The organism is Acinetobacter sp. Ag2, assembly GCF_001005515.1.
Lineage (GTDB): Bacteria > Pseudomonadota > Gammaproteobacteria > Pseudomonadales > Moraxellaceae > Acinetobacter > Acinetobacter bereziniae.
In genome coordinates this window covers 1-22,806 of sequence record NZ_LBNA01000020.1, presented here as the reverse complement: position 1 = coordinate 22,806, position 22,806 = coordinate 1, and the positions used below count along the sequence as shown (strand labels likewise).

The 22,806-nt window shown below is 38.2% G+C and carries 13 protein-coding genes; 11 read left to right on the top strand and 2 right to left on the bottom strand.

Translation table 11 applies throughout. The features are described from left to right. Nucleotides 1-70 precede the first annotated feature (70 nt). The gene (locus AAV97_RS00950) at nt 71-664 is read left to right on the top strand and encodes an O-methyltransferase (protein WP_046759564.1); all 594 of its coding nucleotides are present in this window, start codon (nt 71-73) and stop codon (nt 662-664) included. A 62-nt stretch (nt 665-726) separates the two neighbouring features. On the opposite strand, the gene AAV97_RS20745 is transcribed toward AAV97_RS00950, so the two are convergent. Further along, the gene (locus AAV97_RS20745; protein ID WP_004831498.1) at nt 727-933 is read right to left on the bottom strand and encodes a KTSC domain-containing protein; all 207 of its coding nucleotides are present in this window, start codon (nt 931-933) and stop codon (nt 727-729) included. Nucleotides 934-1,160: 227 nt separating this feature from the next. Between AAV97_RS20745 and AAV97_RS00945 the strand changes: the two genes are divergently transcribed. Together AAV97_RS00945 and AAV97_RS00940 are read left to right on the top strand one after the other, a co-directional pair. After that, nucleotides 1,161-1,658, top strand: a complete 498-nt coding sequence (locus AAV97_RS00945) for an endonuclease V (protein WP_046759563.1) — start codon at nt 1,161-1,163, stop codon at nt 1,656-1,658. Between the two features lie 96 nt (nt 1,659-1,754). Next, nucleotides 1,755-2,111 (top strand): VOC family protein, encoded by a 357-nt coding sequence (locus AAV97_RS00940; protein WP_046759562.1) that lies wholly within the window; start codon nt 1,755-1,757, stop codon nt 2,109-2,111. Nucleotides 2,112-2,168: 57 nt separating this feature from the next. Here the strand turns inward: AAV97_RS00940 and ahpC are convergent, their stop codons facing one another. After that, nucleotides 2,169-2,732 carry an alkyl hydroperoxide reductase subunit C gene (gene ahpC, locus AAV97_RS00935; RefSeq protein ID WP_004721823.1) on the bottom strand — a complete coding sequence of 188 codons (564 nt, stop codon included), beginning with the start codon at nt 2,730-2,732 and terminating at the stop codon, nt 2,169-2,171. A 469-nt stretch (nt 2,733-3,201) separates the two neighbouring features. Here ahpC and hrpA point away from each other — a divergent pair, with 469 nt between their 5' ends. The 8 genes from hrpA to AAV97_RS00895 form a co-directional block, all read left to right on the top strand. Next, nucleotides 3,202-7,098 carry an ATP-dependent RNA helicase HrpA gene (gene hrpA / locus AAV97_RS00930; protein ID WP_046759561.1) on the top strand — a complete coding sequence of 1,299 codons (3,897 nt, stop codon included), beginning with the start codon at nt 3,202-3,204 and terminating at the stop codon, nt 7,096-7,098. 47 nt (nt 7,099-7,145) lie between these two features. Further along, nucleotides 7,146-8,261 (top strand): beta-ketoacyl-ACP synthase III, encoded by a 1,116-nt coding sequence (locus AAV97_RS00925; RefSeq protein WP_004831494.1) that lies wholly within the window; start codon nt 7,146-7,148, stop codon nt 8,259-8,261. Between the two features lie 160 nt (nt 8,262-8,421). Continuing rightward, nucleotides 8,422-9,225, top strand: a complete 804-nt coding sequence (locus tag AAV97_RS00920; protein ID WP_046759560.1) for a lysophospholipid acyltransferase family protein — start codon at nt 8,422-8,424, stop codon at nt 9,223-9,225. Between the two features lie 9 nt (nt 9,226-9,234). After that, nucleotides 9,235-9,750, top strand: a complete 516-nt coding sequence (locus tag AAV97_RS00915; protein ID WP_046759559.1) for a hypothetical protein — start codon at nt 9,235-9,237, stop codon at nt 9,748-9,750. A 30-nt stretch (nt 9,751-9,780) separates the two neighbouring features. Continuing rightward, nucleotides 9,781-10,179, top strand: coding sequence for a GFA family protein (locus AAV97_RS00910; protein ID WP_046759558.1), 399 nt, complete (start codon nt 9,781-9,783; stop codon nt 10,177-10,179). A gap of 224 nt (nt 10,180-10,403) precedes the next feature. Then, nucleotides 10,404-12,767, top strand: coding sequence for an Ig-like repeat protein Blp2 (gene blp2 / locus AAV97_RS00905; protein WP_046759557.1), 2,364 nt, complete (start codon nt 10,404-10,406; stop codon nt 12,765-12,767). Between the two features lie 108 nt (nt 12,768-12,875). Further along, the gene (locus AAV97_RS00900) at nt 12,876-18,047 is read left to right on the top strand and encodes a DUF4011 domain-containing protein (RefSeq protein ID WP_046759556.1); all 5,172 of its coding nucleotides are present in this window, start codon (nt 12,876-12,878) and stop codon (nt 18,045-18,047) included. 214 nt (nt 18,048-18,261) lie between these two features. Beyond that, a partial coding sequence (locus AAV97_RS00895) for an MBG domain-containing protein (RefSeq protein WP_046759555.1) occupies nt 18,262-22,806 on the top strand: 4,545 nt, incomplete at its 3' end.

The following is a 22,806-nucleotide window of genomic DNA, read 5'->3' as shown; positions in this document are numbered from 1 at the left end:
GATAGATTGTCATAGCAATGACGTAAATAATTGAAATAATAACAATGATAGTAAAGAGGAAGTGCTGAATATGAGTTTAAGTCACCCATTTTTGCAACGATTGAATGAACTATATCAGTCTTTTATCAAGTTTGATGCGACACAATGTGATCGAATCAAACGATATCGTAACATCGAACCTGAATCCGCATTATTTCTGGCTATGCAAGTAAGAATTCAGCAGGCAAAAACGATTTTGGAAATTGGAACCTCTACGGGCTATTCCACTTTATGGCTGGCTGATGCCGCCCAAGTCACCGGTGCACGGGTTACAACACTTGAGATTGATGAACAGCGAACATTACAAGCAAAACATTATGCCCAAGAGTTGCAACTGGATCATATTATTGATTTTTGGGTTGGTGATGCTCAAGATTATTTAAAACAATGTCATGAAAAATACGATTTTATATTACTTGATGCAGAGCGTGATGCTTATTTGAATTACTGGGTTTTTTTACAAAATATGATTGAAAATCAAGGGGGGGTATTGGTGGTTGATAATGTGATTTCGCATGCTGCTGAGGTTAAAAGTTTTACTGATGAAGTCAAGCGAGATACTCGATTTATGACAACGACACTATCTGTGGGCGCTGGGCTTTTTATTGTGACATTCAAAAATTAATTTTCAGTGTTGTATCAGGGAGATTTCTCCCTGACTTTGTGCTGAGAAGGAAGTTTTGTAAATTATAAAATTGAAAGTCGTTTAAAATGTACGTCATATTCTAAATACTTGTGCACAAAAGCCGTTTTATCACTACATCGCAATAAATTATCATATATAAATTCTGGTACAGGATGATAAAGTTCTCCAGAACCATTGTTATAAAAAATTTTTAAATACCGTGAAGAAGCATTGTACTTCCAAGAAGTCACGGTAATCATTGATCCCATAAGCAACCCCTTAAACTTCTGATTGTTCTACAGAAAAAAGTGTTCTGTATGATTTGAAATTAGTCCATTCATCTTTAGAAAAGTATTGTGGTTTTGTAAAAATGCTGAGGATTTTTCTGATAAGCTTATACCACATATGAAAATCTAAAATTTTAAAACAGAGCAAATATCATGAATAAAAGACTCAAAAAGAATGTTTGTTTTATCTTGGAAACAAAGGGGATGCAATGATACTTGCGATAGATGTTGCCTATAGTGGGACGAGTGCGCAAGTTGCTGGAGGCATATTTGATGCGTGGGAAGCAACTGATTTATCCAAGCAATACAGGATTTCTCTAGATCACATCATGGACTATGAATCTGGGCAATTTTATAAGCGTGAATTGCCTTGTATTCAGGCTTTATTGGCACAAATTACAGAACATATCGATATGATTATTATCGATGGATATGTGCATCTTGGGAATGAGCAAAAAGCGGGTTTGGGACAGTATTTGTATGAAGCGTTAATGCTTAAAGTTCCTGTGATTGGGGTGGCTAAAAATCAGTTTACAGGCACACCAAAAGATTGCGAAATTTTGCGAGGACAAAGCCTCCAACCGCTTTATATTTCTGCGATCGGTATTGAGCTTGAGCTTGCCAAGCAATATGTGAAAAGTATGTATGGGAAATATCGAATCCCTAAGTTGTTAAAAGATGTTGATCGTTTAAGCAAAATGCCGTAGCAATAATTGAATTATTTTATAAATCATTACAGCTTTATTTGTAGAATTTTGACATAAAGTTAGATGTAGTATGATGAAAAAACAGGAGAAATAAAAATGAACCAGCCATCAGGTGAGCAAAAAATTGCAATTAATTATATTGAATTTAATGTCAAGGATATTCAGCAATCCAAAGCATTTTATCAACATTTGGGTTGGACTTTTACTGACTTTGGTCCAGCTTATTGTGAATTTGATTCTGGTGTGATTAAAGGTGGTTTTGCCCAAGCTGACCACGTTCAAAGTGCAGGTGGTGCGTTGATTATTTTGTACAGTGATAATCTTGAACAGAGTTTGCAGCGTGTAACAGATGCAGGTGCAACCATCGTACAAGAGATTTTTAGTTTTCCAGGCGGGCGCCGTTTTCACTTTAGAGATTTAGATGGCTATGAACTTGCCATATGGTCAAATTAGAAAATAAAAAACCACGCTAATGAAAGCGTGGTTTTTAAAATCTAATCTAATTTGATATTAGATTTTACCCACTAAGTCGATAGAAGGAGCAAGTGTTGCATCACCTTCTTTCCATTTAGCAGGGCAAACTTCGCCAGGATGACCGTGAACATATTGAGCTGCTTTAACTTTACGAAGAAGTTCAGAAGCATCACGACCAATACCACCCGCATTGATTTCGATGATTTGGATTTTACCTTCAGGATCGATAACGAAAGTACCACGGTCAGCAAGACCAGCAGATTCGATTAAAACTTCGAAGTTTTTAGCAAGTACCCAAGTTGGATCGCCAACCATTACATATTCAATTTTTTTGATTTCTTCAGAAGAATCGTGCCAAGCTTTGTGTGTGAAGTGAGTGTCTGTAGAAACAGAATAGATTTCAACACCTAATTTTTTGAATTCAGCATAGTTATCAGCAAGATCACCAAGTTCAGTTGGGCAAACGAAAGTGAAGTCAGCTGGATAGAAGAAAACTACAGACCATTTACCTTTAAGATCAGCTTCTGTAACTTCGATGAATTGACCGTTTTGGAAAGCTTGTGCTTTAAAAGGTTTAACTTCAGTATTAATTAAGCTCATCATTATCTCCATGATTGAGGTGTTTATCTAATATATAACTAGAATAATGAATTTTAAGTTATTGGTGAAATAGTATTTTTTTATAGCTAAGATCGGAAAATCAAATTAGCAAGCTCCAGATACTTTTCACCAAAGACAAGTGTCCGTCATTGTTGCATCAACTAAAGCAAATAAAGATGATGTTTGAATGACAAAACCATCCTTTTTAAATCTGTAACAAACATGATGCTTCTGAGCTTATATTTCAAGGGTGAATTTTTAAAAAAGATATAAAAAATATTTCAATGTATAGAAATTGTTCTGCTAATATCCTTTGAAGCTTAAATACGTCACATTTTTAATTCAATATTTTTTATTTTCAGTCTGATTTAGATCAGACAATTATGATTTCATTTTCAAGACACTATCTCTGTTGCGCTTTACAGCGTAAAATATTTTGTTCAATTTTAAATATTAGGATAAAGCATCTGTGCCAAATCAGTTAAATGTCGATCAATGGGTTATGGTACGCGATCGCCATCGTTTAAGCCGACTGAAAAAAGGAAAAGATGCCGATCCAGAAAAATTTCAAGAACTTTTTGAAAAATCAAATCAGCAAGTTAAAAAAAGATTTGCCAGTCTTCCTACAATTAAGCTCAATCAAGATTTACCCGTCACCCAATATGCTGATCAATTGATAGATGCGATTCAAAAACATCAGGTGATTATTGTTGCGGGGGAAACGGGTTCTGGTAAGACTACTCAGTTACCACAAATAGCAATGCTTGCAGGTCGTGGTTTAACAGGGATGATTGGTCATACCCAGCCTCGACGTCTTGCAGCACGAAGTGTATCTCAACGTATTGCAGAAGAAGTCGGCGAAAAACTGGGTGAGTCCATCAGCTTTAAAGTCCGTTTTAATGAACAAGGTTCCAATGATTCCATTGTTCGTTTGATGACGGATGGTATTTTGTTGGCTGAACTGTCAAATGATCGTTACTTAAATAAATATGACACGATCATTATCGATGAAGCGCACGAGCGTTCATTGAATATTGATTTCATCATGGGTTATTTAAAACAGTTGGTGAAAAAGCGCCCTGATTTAAAAATCATCATTACTTCGGCAACTTTAGACGTCAATCGATTTAGTGACTACTTCAATGGCGCACCTATTTTTGAAGTAGAAGGGCGTAGCTTCCCTGTAGAATTACGTTATCGTCCGATTTCAGAAATGACGATTGGCGGTAGTGATGACGATGATTTTGATGATTTCGAAGAAAACTTACCACGTGCGGTGGTACAAGCTGTTGAAGAGTGTTTAAAAGATGCTGAAGCTAAAGGGCATCCAGAACATGCTGATATTCTGATTTTTTCCAGTACTGAACAAGAGATTCGTGAACTACAGGAAACCTTGCAAAAGTTTGGTCCAAAACATACGCAAATTTTACCGTTATATGCTCGACTCGCTTTAGCCGAACAGCAGAAAATCTTTAATCCATCGGGTGGTGGACGAAGAATTATTATTGCGACCAATGTGGCGGAAACGGCTTTGACGGTTCCAAATATCCGTTATGTGATTGATAGTGGTTTTGCACGTATTTCACGGTATAACTATCGTTCTCGGGTACAACGCTTACCGATTGAAGCGATTTCACAAGCAGCTGCAAATCAGCGAAAAGGGCGTTGTGGTCGTATTGCGCCCGGTGTGTGTATTCGTCTTTATAGTGAAGATGATTTTCAAAGTCGCCCTGAATTTACAGAACCTGAGATTAAGCGAACCAATTTAGCCTCGGTTATTTTGCAGATGCAAAGTTTGGGCTTGGGGGCTGTTGAAGATTTTGATTTTATTGAGCCACCCGATCATCGTTTGGTCAATGATGGTCGAAAGCTATTGATTGAATTAGGTGCTATTCAAGAACAGCAAAATTCATCAATGAGCGCGAAGCAAGCTGTTAATTCTGCTCGCAGTGAGCTGACCAAAATTGGTCTGCAAATGGCGAAAATGCCGATTGATCCACGTTTGGCGAGAATGATTTTGGGTGGGGCTCACTTTGGTGTACTTCGTGAAGTGTTAATCATCGTTGCAGCTCTTGCTGTACAAGACCCTCGTGAACGTCCTGCGGATAAACAGATGCAAGCCGATCAAAAGCATGCATTGTTTAAAGAAGCTGATTCAGACTTTTTATTTTATCTGAAATTATGGAATACCTTGAGTGAAAATCGTGAGACTTTAAGCGAGAACAAACGTCGTAATTTTGCCAAGCAGCATTTTCTCAGTTGGTTGCGTTTGCGTGAGTGGAAAAAAACCCATGAACAATTGCTCGATTTGGCGCAAGGCTTAAAGCTGTCTTTTAATGAGAAAAAAGCCAGTTATGAGAATTTGCACCGTGCGCTATTAACAGGTTTATTGTCCTTTATTGCCAATAAAACAGATGAGCGCAATACATTCATGGCAGTACGTCAGCAAAAAGCTCGAATTTTTCCTGCATCGACATTGCATAAAACCAATACACCTTGGGTGATGGCATTTGAGATGGTGGAAACCTCTCAAGTTTATCTTCGCACTTTAGCCAAGATCGAACCTGAGTGGATTCTTTTGGCAGCGCCAAATTTATTGAAACATCATTATTTCGAACCACACTGGGCGAAAAAACCAGGTGTGGTCAATGCCTATGATCAGATTTCATTATTTGGTTTGATTATCGAACCGAAGCGTGCAACCAATTACGAAAAGGTGGATCAGCCTGCTGCACATGAAATCTTTTTGAGAGATGCACTGACAACAGGAAACTTGGGGATTACGCCACCATTTTTAAAACACAACTTATTAAAAATTGAGGAAGTTGAACGAGTTGAAGATAAGTTGCGTCGTCGTGATTTGGTGGTGGACGAAGAAACAATTTATCAGTTTTATGCAGCCAAAGTCCCTGCTGAAATTGCAAGTCGCCGCAGTTTCGAAGATTGGCGAGCAACTGTAGAGCCTAAAAACCCACGTTATCTATTTGTAGATGACGATGATTTATGGATGACAGATCGTCCAACCACTCAGCAATTCCCAGATTATTTACACAATGGGCAATTGCGATTGGCGGCGAGTTATCGCTTTGATCCAAGCCATGATCAAGATGGTGCTACCGTTAAAATTCCAGTGCAGGCTTTAGCGCAAGTCGATGAAAATATTTGGTCGTGGGGAATCCCTGGCTGGCGCTTAGAGTTGATTGAAGCATTACTTAAAGCACTACCCAAAGATAAACGTCGTAATTTGGTACCGATTCCTGACACAGCGCAAAAGTTGATGAAAGCTGTGGATGCCCAACATTTGCATGGACATATATTCGATTTCTTGGCATTTCAGTTAAGAGGCGAACAAATTAGCGCGAAAGATTTTTCTTTTGAACGTGTTGAACCTTATCTGATTCCATTTATTAAGGTTATGGATGAAAAAGGTCGTGTGTTGGAACAAGGGCGAGATCTTGCTGAACTCAAAGCACGTTGTCGTACCGAAACACATAGTCCTGTGAAGCAGTTAAAAGGTGAATTTACGGTTTTCCCTGAAAATTTTGTTTTTGAGGCATCGCAAAAAGTCACAGGTGTTGTTGTTAAACAATATCAAGCCTTGGTGCCGACGAAAGACTTTGCCCAATTAGACACCAAAGATGAATCTGGAATTGTGATCCAGACCTTTAATGACCAAAATGAAGCCATTAAGCAGCATCGTGAAGGTGTAATTCGGTTGATTCATATGCAGTTAGGTGACTCAATCCGCCAACTGAAAAAGCAAATTTCAAAACCATTGGCGTTGGCTTATTCACCATTGGGAGATAAAGCTCAGCTGGAACAAATGTTGGTTTATGCAACTTTGCAAATCGCGATTCAAGACTTACCGATCAATGCTGAGGAGTTTGCTCAATTAACTGCCGAGATCAAGAAAAGCTTCTTAATGCATGGTCAGGAAGCATTAAAACTGATCAGTGAAATCTATATTCAATGGCAGGAAATTCGTCAAAATTTACTGATGTTGGATCAAGATGTATTTGGAAAAAATATAGATGATATTGAAGATCAACTGGATTTAATGAATCTTTCCAATTTTGTTTATTCAAAATCTTCCGATGTTTGGCAGGAATATCCACGTTATTTAAAAGCATTGTTATTGCGTTTAGATCGTTTGCCGAATAATCTAAATCGAGATGATGCTGCAATAAAAGAAGTTGATCCTTGGATGGATAAACTGTTTAAGTTTAAATCCGATGTTCGTGTAAAAGAAGTGTATTTCATGGTTGAGGAACTACGGATCTCATTATTCTCACAACCGATGAAAACCAAAATGCCGATATCTTCGACTCGAATACAAAAGGTATGGGAAAAGCTAGGAATCGGTTAGAATAGAAATAATTTGAAATATTTGTGAATTGAGAAAAGGAGTTTTACATGGGCATCCGTATTACTGGTACAGGTTTGTACCATCCTGAAGAAGTGATTACCAATGAAGAGTTGGTGGATTGTTTAAATGCTTATGTGGAACAATTTAACACTGAAAATGCTGAAAAAATTGAAGCTGGTGAAGTTGTTGCACGTCGTGGTTCAAGTGCAGATTTTATTGAAAAAGCATCAGGTGTGAAGCGCCGCTATGTGATTGAGAAATCAGGTGTATTGGACATTAACCGTTTAAGACCACGTCTTGAAGAGCGTTCTGATGAAGAGCTTTCTATTCAGGCAGAGTGGGGCGTAATCGCAGCAAAACAAGCGATGGAAAATGCTGGTGTTACAGCAGAAGATATTGATGTTGTGATTCTTGCTTGTTCAAATTTACAGCGTGCTTACCCTGCTGTTGCGATTGAAATTCAAACTGCACTTGGTATCCAAGGCTATGCTTATGATATGAATGTAGCATGTTCAGCTGCGACTTTCGGTTTAAAACAAGCTTATGATGCTGTGAAAACGGGTGCTCGCCGTGTGTTATTGGTCAATGTTGAAATTACCTCTGGGCATACGGATTACCGTTCACGTGACTGTCATTTTATTTTTGGTGATGTGGCTACAGCTTCGATTATCGAAGAAACTGAAACCAAAACAGGTTTTGAAATCGTAGATACCCATTTATTTACCCAGTTCTCGAATAATATTCGTAATAACTTTGGGTTTTTAAATGGCTCTGAATTAACGTCTCGCGACGATAAACAATTTCGTCAGGATGGTCGTAAAGTTTTCAAAGAAGTTTGCCCATTGGTTGCAAAAATCATTTCTACGCAATTGGAAAAAAATAGTATTCAACCTGAAAACGTTAAACGTTTCTGGTTGCATCAAGCCAATGCCAATATGAATGAATTAATTCTAAAACTGATTGTCGGTCGTGAGGTTGCAGAAGCTGATCCAGAATTAGTACCCATTATTTTGGATGAGTTTGCCAATACCTCTTCTGCGGGTGTGATTATCGCATTGCATCGTACTGCTGATCAGGTCAATGATGGTGAGTATGGCGTACTTTGTTCATTTGGGGCTGGCTATTCTGTAGGTTCAATCCTTGTACAAAAGCATGTTGCTTAAATCAACCTCGTAAAATAGCTGTTCACTCCGTCTTTAATAAAGGGGGAGTGATTGCCTGAAGTCTAAAGCAATTTATTGTTAATCAAGTTTCCATAAAAAGCTTCTAAATTGAATAATGGGCAGATTAAAAATGTTGAAAATCAGTTTGTAGAGATACAACATGACGGATAAAACTTTAAAAATACGACACAATGCTAAACTGATCCGATTGATCAGTAGTTTACAACGCTTTTATTTTCGTCCAACATTTTTAGGCACAGAAAACCTTGTACCCCATAAACCAGCCATGTATGTTGGGAATCATACTATTTATGGCGTACTTGATTCTCCGATTTTGATCGACTATTTATTTACTGAACATAAGATTGCTGTGGTGAGTCTAGCTGATCATATGCACTTTCATATCCCAGTTTGGAAAGAGGTGGTAAAGCGTGTTGGGGGCATTGATGGTGTTCAAGAATATGCTAAAGCAGCAATGCGTCAGGGCTATTCAATTCTGGTTTTTCCAGGCGGTGGGCGAGAGGTCATTAAACGCAAAGGTGAAGCTTATCAATTGATTTGGAAACAGCGTTTCGGTTTTTTAAAGTTGGCACAAGAGTTTGGCTATGAAATTGCACCTTTTGTGGCTTTAGGCGGAGATGAGGTTTTTGATTTAGCATTTGATGTCAATGTCTTACTTCAACAGAAATGGTTTAACAAAATATTGTCCAATCCCAAAATTGACCGTTTTCTTCGACATGGTGAAGTGATTCCTTCAATTCCAAAACATATTATCCCTAAACGCATTCCTTTTTATTTTAAATTTATGCCACGTTTAGCGATTGATCAGATTGAAACCATGGATGATATGATTCTATTTAGAGATCAATTACAACAGCTTATTTATACAGAAATCGAAGCATTAAAGTCGTATCGGGCACAAGATGCCGGCTTGAAAAATACAAACTCTAAATATTCAGGTTGAGTTTGCCCTATGTTTGAACTTCAAAATAATTTAGATGATATTTTTAAACACTTGAACCCCTGTCGGCAAATAATTTCAGAGGTCAGTTCTTTTCCTCAAGATCTAAGCTATGTCGAATTTCTAAAAACATGTGCTGATACTGAAATCACAGCGGATATTCATCTGTTTGGATATGAAAAAGCACTCAAGGAAAATCAATACTTAGCACAAAATTTTCCAATACTTTCAAGACAAGTATGGATGATTGGAAGAACTGGACAAGGTGATGAATGGTTTATGGATCGGCAAAGTTTTGAGATACTCTTTTATGATCATGATTTAGGCTTTACGGATGCTTTAAATTTCCATTCACTTCAGTCAATGCAGATTAATTTTTTTCAATTTTTACAATTTGCTTTGTTGTTGCAAGAATGTGAAGAATATATCGATAGATCAATCACTGATAATGAATTTGCTCAATTTGAGCAAGCAGTTAAGCAAATAGATAGTGCACTTTTTTCAAACTATCCATTTAATTACCAATAAATAATACAAACATTCTTCAAGGAAACAAATATGTATACAGCTTCATGTTTATGTGGCGGCATTCAATTTAAAATCCGTAGTGAAATTGCCGAAATATTTGTTTGTCATTGTCAACAATGTCAGAAAGCACAAGGCTCTGCATTTGTTGCAATTACTCCAATTTACATTAAGGACTTGGACATTGTTCAAGGCAAAGAATTATTGGGGGAGTATTATGCAACGACTAATAAAAAAAGAGTTTTCTGTAAACACTGTGCCTCGCCCTTATTCAGTGCGCGTTTAGATTTACCCGATGTGGTTCGATTACGTGTTGGAATCATTAATGAAGCTGTTAAGGCAAAAATTATGTCACATGCATTTACTGAGAATAAAGCAGCATGGTTTGAAATTTTGGATGATGCACCCCAATTTGCACAAGCTGTATGTTAAGTTCAGTTTGACATTTTATTAAAAAATAATGATCCACTGGATTTAATATCAAGTTATTTTATTGAACGTTAAAATTTATTTTTTAAGCAAATGAATTCTATCTACTTATCATTTATTTATCAGAGCACTATAAATGGTTGAGTAGTGATTAAAATGCATTGGTGTCTATATAGGGTTTCTGTATAATTTCAAAAAAATAAACTTTAAATGAATTGAGGATATAAATGACAAGAATAGTCGTTGCCGCGAAACAAGATCAAACTTTATTGCAAGACACTCAATCCAAATCGGTAATTTTAGATCGACCCTCAATTATTCAAATTGGGGTAACACAACAAGATGTTAAAACGCTAGAACAATCTGGTGATAAGCTCATTGTGACATTGAAAAATGGTGAACAGATTGTTTTAGAGGGTTTTTTCCAGACCCATACAACCACAGTGCACTCTTTGGCATTTCCAAAGGCGGATGGAACTTTTAGCCTTGCACAATTTGATGAGACGGGCAAATTCACTCATTACACGGGGCTGCAAAAATTAGATTCACTATTATACGAAGGTGCAAATACTGTTCCTGCGCAACAACTGAGTGCTTATGAGTCAACTTCCGCATCATCTTCAGATTTTTCAATCTCTGAGCTTTTTTCCTCAAGCGCTGCTAAAGCTGGTTTAGGGGTCCTTTCTGCAATCGGATTAGGCTTGGCACTGATTGACAACGGGGATAAAAAATCGAGTTCACCACCAGACATCACTGCGCCGAAAACACCAACTGCAACAATCAATGCAGAGGGGACGAAAATCACTGGTACAGCTGAAGCGGGCGCCACAATTTATGTGGTAGACAAAAATGAAAAAGTTATTGTCACGGTCAAAGTGGATAAAGATGGTCAGTATTCAGTAACATTGCCAGAAGCATTGGTCAATAATAATAGTTACTACGTTAAAGCCAAAGATGATGCTGGAAATTCATCGGGCTATACGCAAGTCACTGGAACAAAGGACACCATTGCACCTGTAGAACCTCAGGCGCAATTAAATGATCAAGGAAACATTGTCACAGGTAAGTCTGAGGCGAATGCAATCATCAATGTTTATGATGCATCAGGTAAACTCATTGGAACAGCAAAAGCCAATACTGAAGGCGTGTTTTCAGTTGCAATTTCACCTGCTTTGACCGCAGGTCAAATTGGATCTGTTGAAGCGGTTGATGCGGCAGGGAATAAATCCGAACAGCACAAAATAGAATTGGGTAAAGATACGATTGCGCCAGATCAACCGAAATATGAACTCAATAAAGAGGGAACGAGCATACTCGGTACTGCAGAAGCCAATGCCAAAGTCATCATTCAAGATTCAACAGGCGTTGTAATTGCAACAGGTACAGTCAATGCACAGGGGAAATTCAATATCACAATTTCGCCTGCTTTGGGAATCAACCAAACAGGTAAAATTATCATTGAGGATGCAGCCGGAAATCAATCTAAAGCTATTGAAATTAAACCTGGACAAGACCTCTTAGCCCCTGAAAAACCTTTAGCCAGTTTAAATGCTGAAGGCACTATCATTACAGGAACAGCTGAAGCGAATTCTAAAATTACAGTTTATGATAGTGCGAATAAACTGCTAGGTACGGCAACGACAGATGCCAATGGAAATTATACTGTCACGCTTTCAAGCGCTTTGACTGAGGCAAAAGTAGGGAGTGTTTATGCAACAGATGCAGCTGGAAATCAATCAGCAGTTACATCGGTAACAGGAACTAAAGATGTCACGCCACCAGCAAAACCTTTAATCACAAAAGTAGAAGACGATGTTGGTGAAAGCAAAGGTTCAATTGCTGACAATGGCAACACCGATGATAAACGTCCAGTGATTTCAGGGACGGGTGAAGCAGGTGCAACATTGATTATTTATGACAATAACAAAGCTGTTGGAAAAGTTACGGTTGGCGCAGACAGTAAATGGTCATTCAGTTTCGATTATGATTTAAGTCTGGGAGCACATAGCATTACCAGCGTACAAACGGATAAGGCTGGAAATACCAGTTTGATGAGTGATGCGCGCTCATTTACGGTAGTCGAAGTGGGCGTGAAGGCAGCACTTGCTGACGAATATTCAGTAATGGATCAAAACTCGGCAGATTCTCATGCTTCTTTAGCCTGTAATTCTTTAGCCAGTAATATTGTTAATGCTGAGCTGAATCCTAATTCTAATGCAAATAGTGACTTTTTGCTCCAAAGCATCCCGCCAAATACAGAAACGAATCGTGTTGATTTAACCAGTGAAAATATTGCAAAGCTTTTGCAAACAGTTGCTGAAACTGATGGTTCTATTCAAACTCATTTAGACACTGATCATAAGACCTCTGTAAATGATTTATTTTTGGATGCTTCTGTTTTAGAGCCTAAAGAGCAACAGATTGAGGATGTGATTGAAAGTGCAATGAAGCACAGTGCAACGACAAGTGAAAATATAATGAATTCAACCTCGGAAACTGTTGATCAATACATGAATAATTTACCAAGTACGACCATATTCTCTACAGATGCGATTGCTGAGTTATTAAATTCACAGCAAGTTTTGTTTTAATTGAAATATACGCAACAAGCACCTACGGGTGCTTTTTTATTGAGATAGATTTAGTATAGAGTAAGGCACTAAGTTCATAATCAAAAAAATTCTAGGATTACAATTTTCATGTCAGATGTTGTGGAATACGATCAATTTCAAATTTCTCTCGATGCGACTTCAAGCTTAAATTTTACTTTTCAGCAAAACGCAATTCCTTTAATTCGTCATATTTCTTTAACTGGAAGTAAGCAGCTTTCTGAAAGTAAGCTTATTATTGAATCTCATCCTGCATTTTTTCAACCCACTGAGATTCGAATCGGTAAAAGTGATAAAGATCAAAACATCTACCTCAGTAATCCTAAACTTAATTTTGATCTCAATTTTTTACTTCATCTGAATGAAAATATAAAAGGTTATCTAAATTTAAAATGGTTGGATTCAGATGATCAGCTGTTAGCAGTGAAACAGCAAGATATTGAAGTGCTTACAGTTGATACATGGGGTGGAGAAAAACAGCCACTTGAACTTTTAGCCTGTTTCTCACAACCAAATGCAGCTTCTTTAGCACCTATTCTTAAACGTGCTAGCGAATACTTAGTGCAAAAGAATTTAGGCAGTCTAAATGGTTACTCGGATAAAAGCCCTGAACAAGTTTTAAATCAGCTGAATGCAATTTGGCAGGCATTAAATGAACAGAATTTACATTATATTGTGAATCCTGCGAGTTATATCCAACATGGACAGCGTATTCGTTTTGCCAAACAAATTTTAGATGAAAAAATGGCATGTTGTTTGGATAGCACCATGTTGATGAGCTCTTTGATTGAGCAAATTGGGCTTGATCCCATCGTGATGATTGTCCAAGGTCACAGTTTTATCGGGGTATGGTTACATGAAACCCCTGTTGTTGATGTTTTAATTGATGATCTTCAAAACTTGCGTAAGTATATGGAGCTTGGTGCAATTACTTTTATTGAAACCACCTTATTAACATCACAAGCAAGTTTGAAACAAGCCATAACTTCAGCACAACAATATTTACATGATGCTGAAAAAATCGAACAGTTTTATGTTGCTGTGGATATTCGCCAAAGTCGTTTACGTGGTGTACGTCCTATTTCAACACAGCTGGATGTCGTGCAAAATTTAGATCAGGATGAGATGACATGGACAGCAGCTTCTTTACCTGAATATGCGGTTATGGATGCAAATGAAAATGTTGCAACGCGTGTTCAGCGATGGTTAAGACGTTTACTGGATTTAAGTTTAAGAAATAAGTTATTAAATTTTAAAGATAACCGTTTAAGTATTCCCTTACAGTGTTCTGAGAAAACTTTAGCTTCTTTAGAAGATGCTTTGGCTGAGAATAAAGGGTTTTTCTTTCAAAGTGTGGATTATATTTCTCTTAAAGAAGTCACTCGTGAAAATGAAGCCCAACACGTCCAAAACTATATTGATGAAAACCTACATCGCCAATTGTTATTTAGTGGTTTAGACAGCGACACCTTAAATAAGCGTTTGGTGGAAGTATATCGCGCCTCACGCACAGCTTTGGAAGAAGGTGGGGCAAATACTTTATTCTTGGCAGTTGGTTTTCTAGAGTGGAAAGAGTCAGAGAAAGCTCAGAAAACGTTTAAAGCACCACTTTTGTTAATTCCTGTACGGATGACACGAGAGTCGGCAAAGTCTGGTTATCGTTTATGGATGTATGATGATGAGCCGCGTTTTAATTCAACCCTGTTGCAATTGTTAAGACAGGACTTTGAAATTGAAATCAGTGGATTGGACCCGCTACCGACAGATGGATCAGGGGTAGATGTTAATGCCGTCTTGCAAATTGTTCGCCGAGCTGTGGTCAATATGCGAGGGTGGGAGGTGACTGCTGAAGCCGCGATTGGTCAGTTTTCATTTTCAAAATACTTAATGTGGCGAGATCTTTCTTTACGTATACAGCAGTTAAAAGAACAAGCTGTGGTTCATCATTTGATTGAAACGCCACGCGAGCCATTTAAAAAACAAGATGCTTTTCCACATCCGACTGAACTTGATCAAAAATATCAACCCAAGCAGCTATTTACACCATTGTCATCGGATTCTTCACAGCTTGCAGCCGTAATGTCTGCGGCTTTAGGGCGAACATTTGTACTTTCTGGGCCGCCAGGAACAGGAAAGTCACAAACCATTACCAATATGGTAGCGCAATGCTTGGCAGATGGTAAATCCGTACTATTTGTCTCTGAAAAGATGGCAGCATTGGATGTGGTGTATCGACGACTGAATCAAATTGGATTAGGACATCTGTGTTTACAGCTTCATTCTGCCAAAGCACAAAAAATAGAAGTGCTTGATCAGCTTCGTGAACGTGCAGAAAATAACAATAATCCCTACGCAATCGCTCAAAAAGAAACCCAACAAGAGTGGCAAGTACTTTCGCAACATTTGGTCGAAAGCCGTGATGTGCTCAATCAGCATGTACAGATATTGCATCAACAACATTCAATAGGATGGAGTTTATTTGATGCCATGAGTGAAGAGTTGTTACATAGAGAGATCGAAACATTGCGTTTTGATCTCAATATTCAACAATTGACCCATCAAGCACGTTCACACTTGAAAGATTTGGCTGTCAAAGCATGGTTGCAGTATCAGCAAATTTCGAGCAACGCACGAGATACTCTGAATGGATTTGCTGAAGGGAGTTCTCCGAATTTCTGGAATCTGTTGTGGCAAGATCAGTATCAGCACAACCAACAACGTATAGCAGAATTAATTCCTCAAATACATCGTTCGTTACATGTTTGGCAAGATGCTTGCCAATTCAAACAAGCAGAAAATTTACAGCAGCTTCAAGCTGATGTAGAGATCTATCAAAAAATATTTGCATTCAGTCAACAATATGATTTGAAACTGCTGAAAATTATTGATGGTTTAGACATACGTCAAATTTCTGAAGCCAAAGCGGTAACAACAGAAATCGTACAAAGCCAGACACGTTTAATTTTTAAATATGATTTATCGATTTACCAAGCTGAATTAAAACAGATAGATTTTAAATGGCGAGAAGCTTCTGCTAAGTTTTGGCCATGGTCTTGGTTTGGTAAGTATCAGTTAAGAAACTTGATGCGTAGTTATCACACTGATAAACAGCGTCCTTCTGCTATGGTGGTAGAAAATGATTTGCCACTGTTGATCAATATTCAAAATCATCAGCAACAGTTTAAAGCGCTTGAAAATAGTTTAGGCGCAAAACTGCAGACATATTGGCAAGGTGAAAAAACAGATTGGGCACAGTTTGAAAATATGGCACAGGCTTGGACACAATTAAAAAACCAACTTGCAGATCGTATTTCAAGCCCAGTGGTATTATTACAAGCATTGGATTTCGCAAGTCAACAGAAGCACTTTGAAGCTGAACAACATATTGAAGAATTACAGCAATGCTATGCACTGTTATTGCCAGATCAGCAAATTCAGACAGAAAATTTAAACGCATATCCTCAAATTGCATTTACAGAATTACTGTTACGTCAACAAAACTTGCAACATATGATCAATGAATGGCGTCATTGGTTAAATTGGCAAGGTTTAAAAACACAACTTCAACAACAAGGTTTGGCTCGTTTTAGCGCATACTTACAACAACATTGCTTAGCTCAAACCTCTTCGTCTTTTGATGCAAAAGTAGTCCAAGATCATGTGGCGTTATTGGTGGATATCAATCTTGCACGTCAATGGATTGTTCAACAGTTTAGTAAGCATCCTGAACTCAACCAATTTAGTGGTGAGTTACATCAACAAAAAATTCTTAAATTTTCCCAACAGGATCGTGAACATCAACAATTTGCCAGTGAGGAAATTACCCGACGTTGGCATAAAATTTTTGAGAACCCTGATGAGTTTAAAAAGCAATGGGCATTACTCAACAAAGAGTTGGGCAAAAAGCGTCGACATATTCCAGTACGAGAACTCATCAAACAGATTCCAGATGTGATTACTGGACTCAAGCCATGTATGTTAATGAGTCCATTGTCGGTTGCCCAATATCTTGATCCTGAATCTAAATTTGATGTGGTGATTTTTGATGAAGCTTCGCAAATCCCTGTTTGGGATGCCATTGGTGCACTTGCACGAGGAGAACAATCGATTGTTGTTGGTGACAATAAACAAATGCCGCCCACCAGTTTCTTTGGAAAAGGAGATACCGAAGAAGTCGATGAAGACGTTACCGAAGATTTAGAAAGTATTTTAGATGAGTGTTTAGCTGCACAATTACCAGAACTGGTATTGAATTGGCATTATCGTAGTCGATATGAAAGCCTAATTCAGTTTAGTAATCAAAAATATTATAAAGGTGAGTTGCTGACATTTCCTGCACCTGTTGCAAAAGATAAGGCAATTCAATTGCACGCTGTTGAAGGTGTATATGACAAGGGTGATACACGAACCAACAAAGCTGAGGCTCAGGCAATCGTACAGTTTATTCTACAACATTTAACGAACCAACTGACCGCAGAGATTAAACAAACGCTTGGTGTGGTGACATTCAATATTACTCAACAAAAACTAATTGAAGATTTGCTTGATAACGAATTGGCGCAACGTCCTGAATTAGAGCAACTTAGCCGAGATGGCTTTGAGCCATTATTTGTGAAAAATTTGGAAAATGTTCAAGGTGATGAACGAGATATTATTATCTTCTCCATTACTTATGCGCCCGATCAACAGGGTAAATTACTGATGAATTTTGGTGCATTGAATCGTCAAGGCGGACAACGCCGTTTAAATGTTGCGATTACACGTGCACGTCAAGGACTACATGTTTTCTCAACACTGCGTCCAGACCAGATTGATTTGTCTCGAACCAATAGTGAGGGGGTGCGTGATTTAAAAGATTTCTTGAGTTTTGCACAAACTGGACAAATGGCGTATTACTCGCAAACACTTGAAAAAGAAAAGGCTAAAGATGAACTCATGCTGTATTTACAAGCTCAATTAGAGCATTTAGGTTGGAAAGTTGACTTGGCAGTAGGCAGTGGAGATAGCCGTATAGATATTGCTATCCAAAACCCTTATGTTGCTGGTCAGTATTTAACAGGTATTTTGGTAGACGGGGATGATTATGCCAAAGCTGCAACTGCACGAGATCGAGATCAATTACGTCCTTCTGTATTAACCGGGCTAGGTTGGACCGTAATTCAATTGTGGACAGTGGAATGGTGGCTTGATCCAAAAGCAAATCTAGAAAAATTACAGAATCAATTAAATGAATGTGCCAATTTAACTCAGCAAATTTCATAGAATAAATATTTTTATTGTGATTTTTATAAAAACGAGACTTAATTTATGTATTGTGATTGTACAGTAAATTAAGTCTTATTTTGTGTAAATTTATTTAAACAAACTATGTAGTTTTCATTAAAAAATCTTTAAAAATCACTGATTTCAGGTATATCTAGTTATGTAAAGTTATGTTTAGATGGTTAATATTTAATCTATTACATTTGGGCATATCATGAATAAAATTTACAAAGTCATCTGGAATGCACAACTTGGATGTTGGCAAGCCGTTTCAGAACTTGCCAAGAATCATCGTCCTTCACAAAGTACAGTCACTGATCAAAATAAGACAATGGGGATTGTTGAAAAAGTATCCGCTTTGATTTTATTTGGATTAGCACTGTTGCCTTTATCTGTACAGGCTGCGATTTCAAATATCGAGTTGCCGACAGGCGCTCAAATTAATTCTGGTTCGGCAACGATTTCTCAAAATGGGCATACCCTGAATATTAATCAAAGTAGTCAAACACTGAGCACCAATTGGAACAGCTTTAACATTGGTCAAAATGCGACAGTCAATTTTAACCAAAATAATGCATCTTCAGTCGCAATTAACCATGTATTAGACAGTAATGCTTCGCAAATCATGGGGCGTTTAAATGCCAATGGTCAGGTGTTTCTGCTCAATCCTAATGGTGTGGTTTTCTCTAAAACCGCTCAAGTGAATGTTGGGGGATTGGTTGCTTCAACGTTAGCACTCACGGACCATGATATTCAAAATGGTCAATTCACTTTAAAAGGCGATGCCAATAGTCATGCAAGTATAGAAAATTATGGCACTATTCAAACTTTAAAAGGTGGAACAGTGGCGCTGATTGCGCCGAATGTTAAAAATACAGGTTCTATTATCACACCAAATGGAACTACGCATTTAACATCCGCTAGTCAAGTCACGCTTGCTTTACAGGATGGTTCACTGACCCAATACCAAGTGGATCAAGGGGTTCTTAAAGGTTTGGTGGACAATGGAGGAGCAATTCTTGCTGATAATGGCGCAGTCTATTTAACTGCAAAAGCCAAAGACAGTTTAAGTAAAGCCGTTGTGAATCATTCAGGCATTATCGAAGCCAACCGTTTAAGTCAAAATGCCAAAGGCGAAATTATTCTACTGGGTGATATGCAAACTGGTACAACCACTTTGAGTGGCGTACTGAAAGCTGAAGGAAAAAATGGTCAGGATGGTGGATTTATTGAAACCTCGGCAGCTGATGTTAAGATCGATCAAACTACGGCGGTGTCCACTCGATCAGACAGTGGAAAAACAGGAACTTGGTTAATCGACCCTACAGATTTCAGTATTAATTCGGGTAATGCATCAGCAAGTAGTAGTGGCATTGGTGCAACCACTTTAGCAAGCAGTCTTGCAACCAGTAATGTCATATTACTAACCAGCACTACGGGTAATCAAAAGGGTGATATCAATGTTAATGCTGATGTGACCTGGGGGAGTGCGACTAGCCTGACTTTAAATGCACAAAATAACATTAATATTAATGCCAACATTACAGCGACCAATAATAGTGGCAAACTTAATTTGATTTATGGGCAAAATACAGCCAATACCAGCGCAAATTATTATATTAACAATGGCGCAAAAATAAACTTAAAGGCAGGGCAGAACTTTAGTACCCAAAAAGGAACGGCAGCCACGATTAACTATCAAGTCATTACGGCTTTGGGCGCACAAGGTTCAACTACAAGTCAAGATTTACAAGGTATTAACGGCAACCTAAGTGGTAATTATGTGTTGGGTGCAGACATAGATGCCAGCAGTTCGGAGCTATGGAATGGTTATACAGGATTCGACCCAATTGGCTTTTATAATGCAAATTTAAGCCCAATGGATCTATCACAACAGGCTTTTCGGGGACGTTTTGATGGATTAGGTCATGCGATTAATGGGCTCAGTATTGAATCTATGTATCAAGGGATCGGCTTGTTTGCGATTACGCATCAGGATGCATTGATACAAAATGTTGGGCTGACTAATATTGGTATTTCGGGTTATGGAAAAACTGGTGGTTTGGTTGGGCTTAATCTGGGCACAATTAATAATGCCTATGTCAATACAGGGCTGGTCACAGGAAATACTGAACAGTATGGTGGATTGGTTGGCTGGAATTTTAATTATGGCAATATTTTAAACTCATATGCCAATGTGACTGTAAAAGGGAAATATTCAAATAATAACTATATTGGCGGTCTGGTTGGGTATAGCGATGGGCTAATCAGTTCTTCTTTTGCAACAGGTCCAGTGACAGGAAATAATTATGTTGGTGGATTAGTTGGAGGAACTTCAGGACCAGTCAATAATTCTTATGCCACAGGCACAGTGATTGGAAATCAATATGTTGGCGGATTAGTTGGTTTTAATGGAGGAAATGTTGATAAGACTTATTCTTCAGGTAATGTCATTGGAAATCAGTATGTTGGTGGTCTTGTTGGTGGCGGTAATGGTATAACCACAAATAGTTTCTGGAACACCAGTACTTCTGGAAGAACAAGCAGTGCTGGTGGTGTAGGAAAAACCACAACAGAACTTCAACAAATTTCAACTTTTGCAAATTGGGATGTTGATGATGCCGGAGGCACTGGTAAAATTTGGCGTATTTATGAAGGTAGATCTGCTCCCTTACTACGTCATTTCCTAAAACCTTTGGTCACAGAAGTCGTCGCTAATTTTGCTAACAAAACTTATGATGGGGTGATTGCTTCAGGAACGCTAGCTTCAGGACTAAATTATAAAACAACCGGTAAAAATGCAGGTGTTTATAGTTTAAATGATGGTTCAATCTTGATCAGTGGCGTTCCTACAGGGGCAAATACAACACAATTTGGTAATGATGTTATATATAAAGACAATGGTGGATCAGGAACACTGACAATAACAACAAAGAGTTTAAATATCGGTGGTTTAAGTGCAGTAAACAAAGTTTATAACGCATCAAAATCTGCGTCATTAACAGGAAATGCAAGTATTGTAGGTGGAATATCGGGTGATTCTATTTCGTTGTCTGGAACTGGAATTGGATTATTTTCTGACAAAAATGTCGGTAATGATAAAAATGTCACTGTTTCAGGTTTTACGTTGTCGGGAACAGATGCTTTAAATTACACCTTGCTACAGCCGACAAATCTTAAAGCTAATATAACGCCTGCAGTTTTAACCATTAATGGAATAAGTATTGCAGATAAAACCTATGATGGTTTGTTCAATGCAACCATAAATGGCACTGCTTCAATCAATCCAATTGCAGGAGATTTTGTTGGATTGACTGGTAGTGGTATAGGAACATTTACAGATAAGAATGCAGGAATCAGGTCTGTGATCGTAACAGGCTATAACTTAACAGGTGTGGATGCTGGAAATTATATTTTTAGTCAGCCTATAGGTTTAAGTGCCACAATTCACAAAGCGCAAGCCATTGTAAAGGCAAATAGTTTAAATTCGACCTATAACGGTCAAAACCAAACAGCATCAGGCTTTAGCGCAACAGGCTTAGTTAATGGCGAAACAGAATCAGTCTTATCAGGTGTAATAGCCTCTGTAACGGCTAAAGATGCAGGCAGTTATTCGAATAAAGCCAATGGCGTTGATAAAAACTATGATCTGACCTTTGTCGATGGTGCATTGGATATTGTCAAAGCCAAAGCTACGGTGACAGCGAATAGTTTAAATACGACCTATAACGGTCAAAACCAAACAGCTGTTGGCTTTAGTGCAACAGGTTTGGTCAATGGTGAAGATAGTTCTGTATTGACAGGTGTCTCAGCCTCCGTAACCGCTAAAGACGCAGGTAGTTATACGAACAAAGCCAATGGCGTTGATAAAAACTATGATCTGAGCTTTGTTGATGGAGCATTGGATATTGCCAAAGCCAAAGCTACGGTGAAAGCGAATAGTTTAAATACGACCTATAACGGTAAAAACCAAACAGTATCAGGCTTTAGTGCAACAGGCTTAGTTAATGGCGAAACAGAATCAGTCTTATCAGGTGTCACAGCCACTGTAACGGCTAAAGACGCAGGCAGTTATGCGAATAAAGCCAATGGCGTTGATAAAAACTACGATCTGACCTTTGTCGATGGTGCATTGGATATTGCTAAAGCCAAAGCGACTGTAACGGCGAATAGTTTAAATACGACCTATAACGGACAAAACCAAACAGCATCAGGTTTTAGCGCTACTGGTTTGGTCAATGGTGAAGATAGTTCAGTATTGACAGGTGTGACGGCATCTGTAACCGCTAAAGATGCAGGTAGTTATACCAATAAAGCCAATGGCGTTGATAAAAATTACGATCTCACCTTTGTCGATGGGGCTTTGGATATTGCCAAAGCCAAAGCGACTGTAACGGCGAATAGTTTAAATACGACCTATAGCGGACAAGACCAAACAGCGTCAGGCTTTAGTGCAACAGGCTTAGTTAATGGCGAAGATAGTTCAGTATTGACAGGTGTCACAGCCTCTGTAACGGCTAAAGACGCAGACAGTTATACGAATAAAGCCAATGGTGTTGATAAAAATTACGATCTAACCTTTGTTGATGGGGCTTTAGATATTGCTAAAGCCAAAGCGACTGTAACGGCGAATAGCGTATCAACTGTTTATAATGGGCAAAATCAAACAGCTACTGGCTTTAGTGCAACAGGTTTGGTCAATGGTGAAGATAGTTCAGTATTGACAGGTGTCACAGCATCCGTAACCGCTAAAGACGCA

Excerpts from the sequence above, each read along its gene's own strand:
- ahpC (WP_004721823.1), bottom strand. The coding sequence starts at position 2,732 with ATGAGCTTAATTAATACTGAAGTTAAACCTTTTAAAGCACAAGCTTTC.
- AAV97_RS00950 (WP_046759564.1), top strand. The coding sequence starts at position 71 with ATGAGTTTAAGTCACCCATTTTTGCAACGATTGAATGAACTATATCAG.
- AAV97_RS00940 (WP_046759562.1), top strand. The coding sequence starts at position 1,755 with ATGAACCAGCCATCAGGTGAGCAAAAAATTGCAATTAATTATATTGAA.
- AAV97_RS20745 (WP_004831498.1), bottom strand. The coding sequence starts at position 933 with ATGGGATCAATGATTACCGTGACTTCTTGGAAGTACAATGCTTCTTCA.
- AAV97_RS00925 (WP_004831494.1), top strand. The coding sequence starts at position 7,146 with ATGGGCATCCGTATTACTGGTACAGGTTTGTACCATCCTGAAGAAGTG.
- blp2 (WP_046759557.1), top strand. The coding sequence starts at position 10,404 with ATGACAAGAATAGTCGTTGCCGCGAAACAAGATCAAACTTTATTGCAA.
- AAV97_RS00900 (WP_046759556.1), top strand. The coding sequence starts at position 12,876 with ATGTCAGATGTTGTGGAATACGATCAATTTCAAATTTCTCTCGATGCG.
- AAV97_RS00945 (WP_046759563.1), top strand. The coding sequence starts at position 1,161 with ATGATACTTGCGATAGATGTTGCCTATAGTGGGACGAGTGCGCAAGTT.
- AAV97_RS00920 (WP_046759560.1), top strand. The coding sequence starts at position 8,422 with ATGACGGATAAAACTTTAAAAATACGACACAATGCTAAACTGATCCGA.
- AAV97_RS00915 (WP_046759559.1), top strand. The coding sequence starts at position 9,235 with ATGTTTGAACTTCAAAATAATTTAGATGATATTTTTAAACACTTGAAC.
- AAV97_RS00910 (WP_046759558.1), top strand. The coding sequence starts at position 9,781 with ATGTATACAGCTTCATGTTTATGTGGCGGCATTCAATTTAAAATCCGT.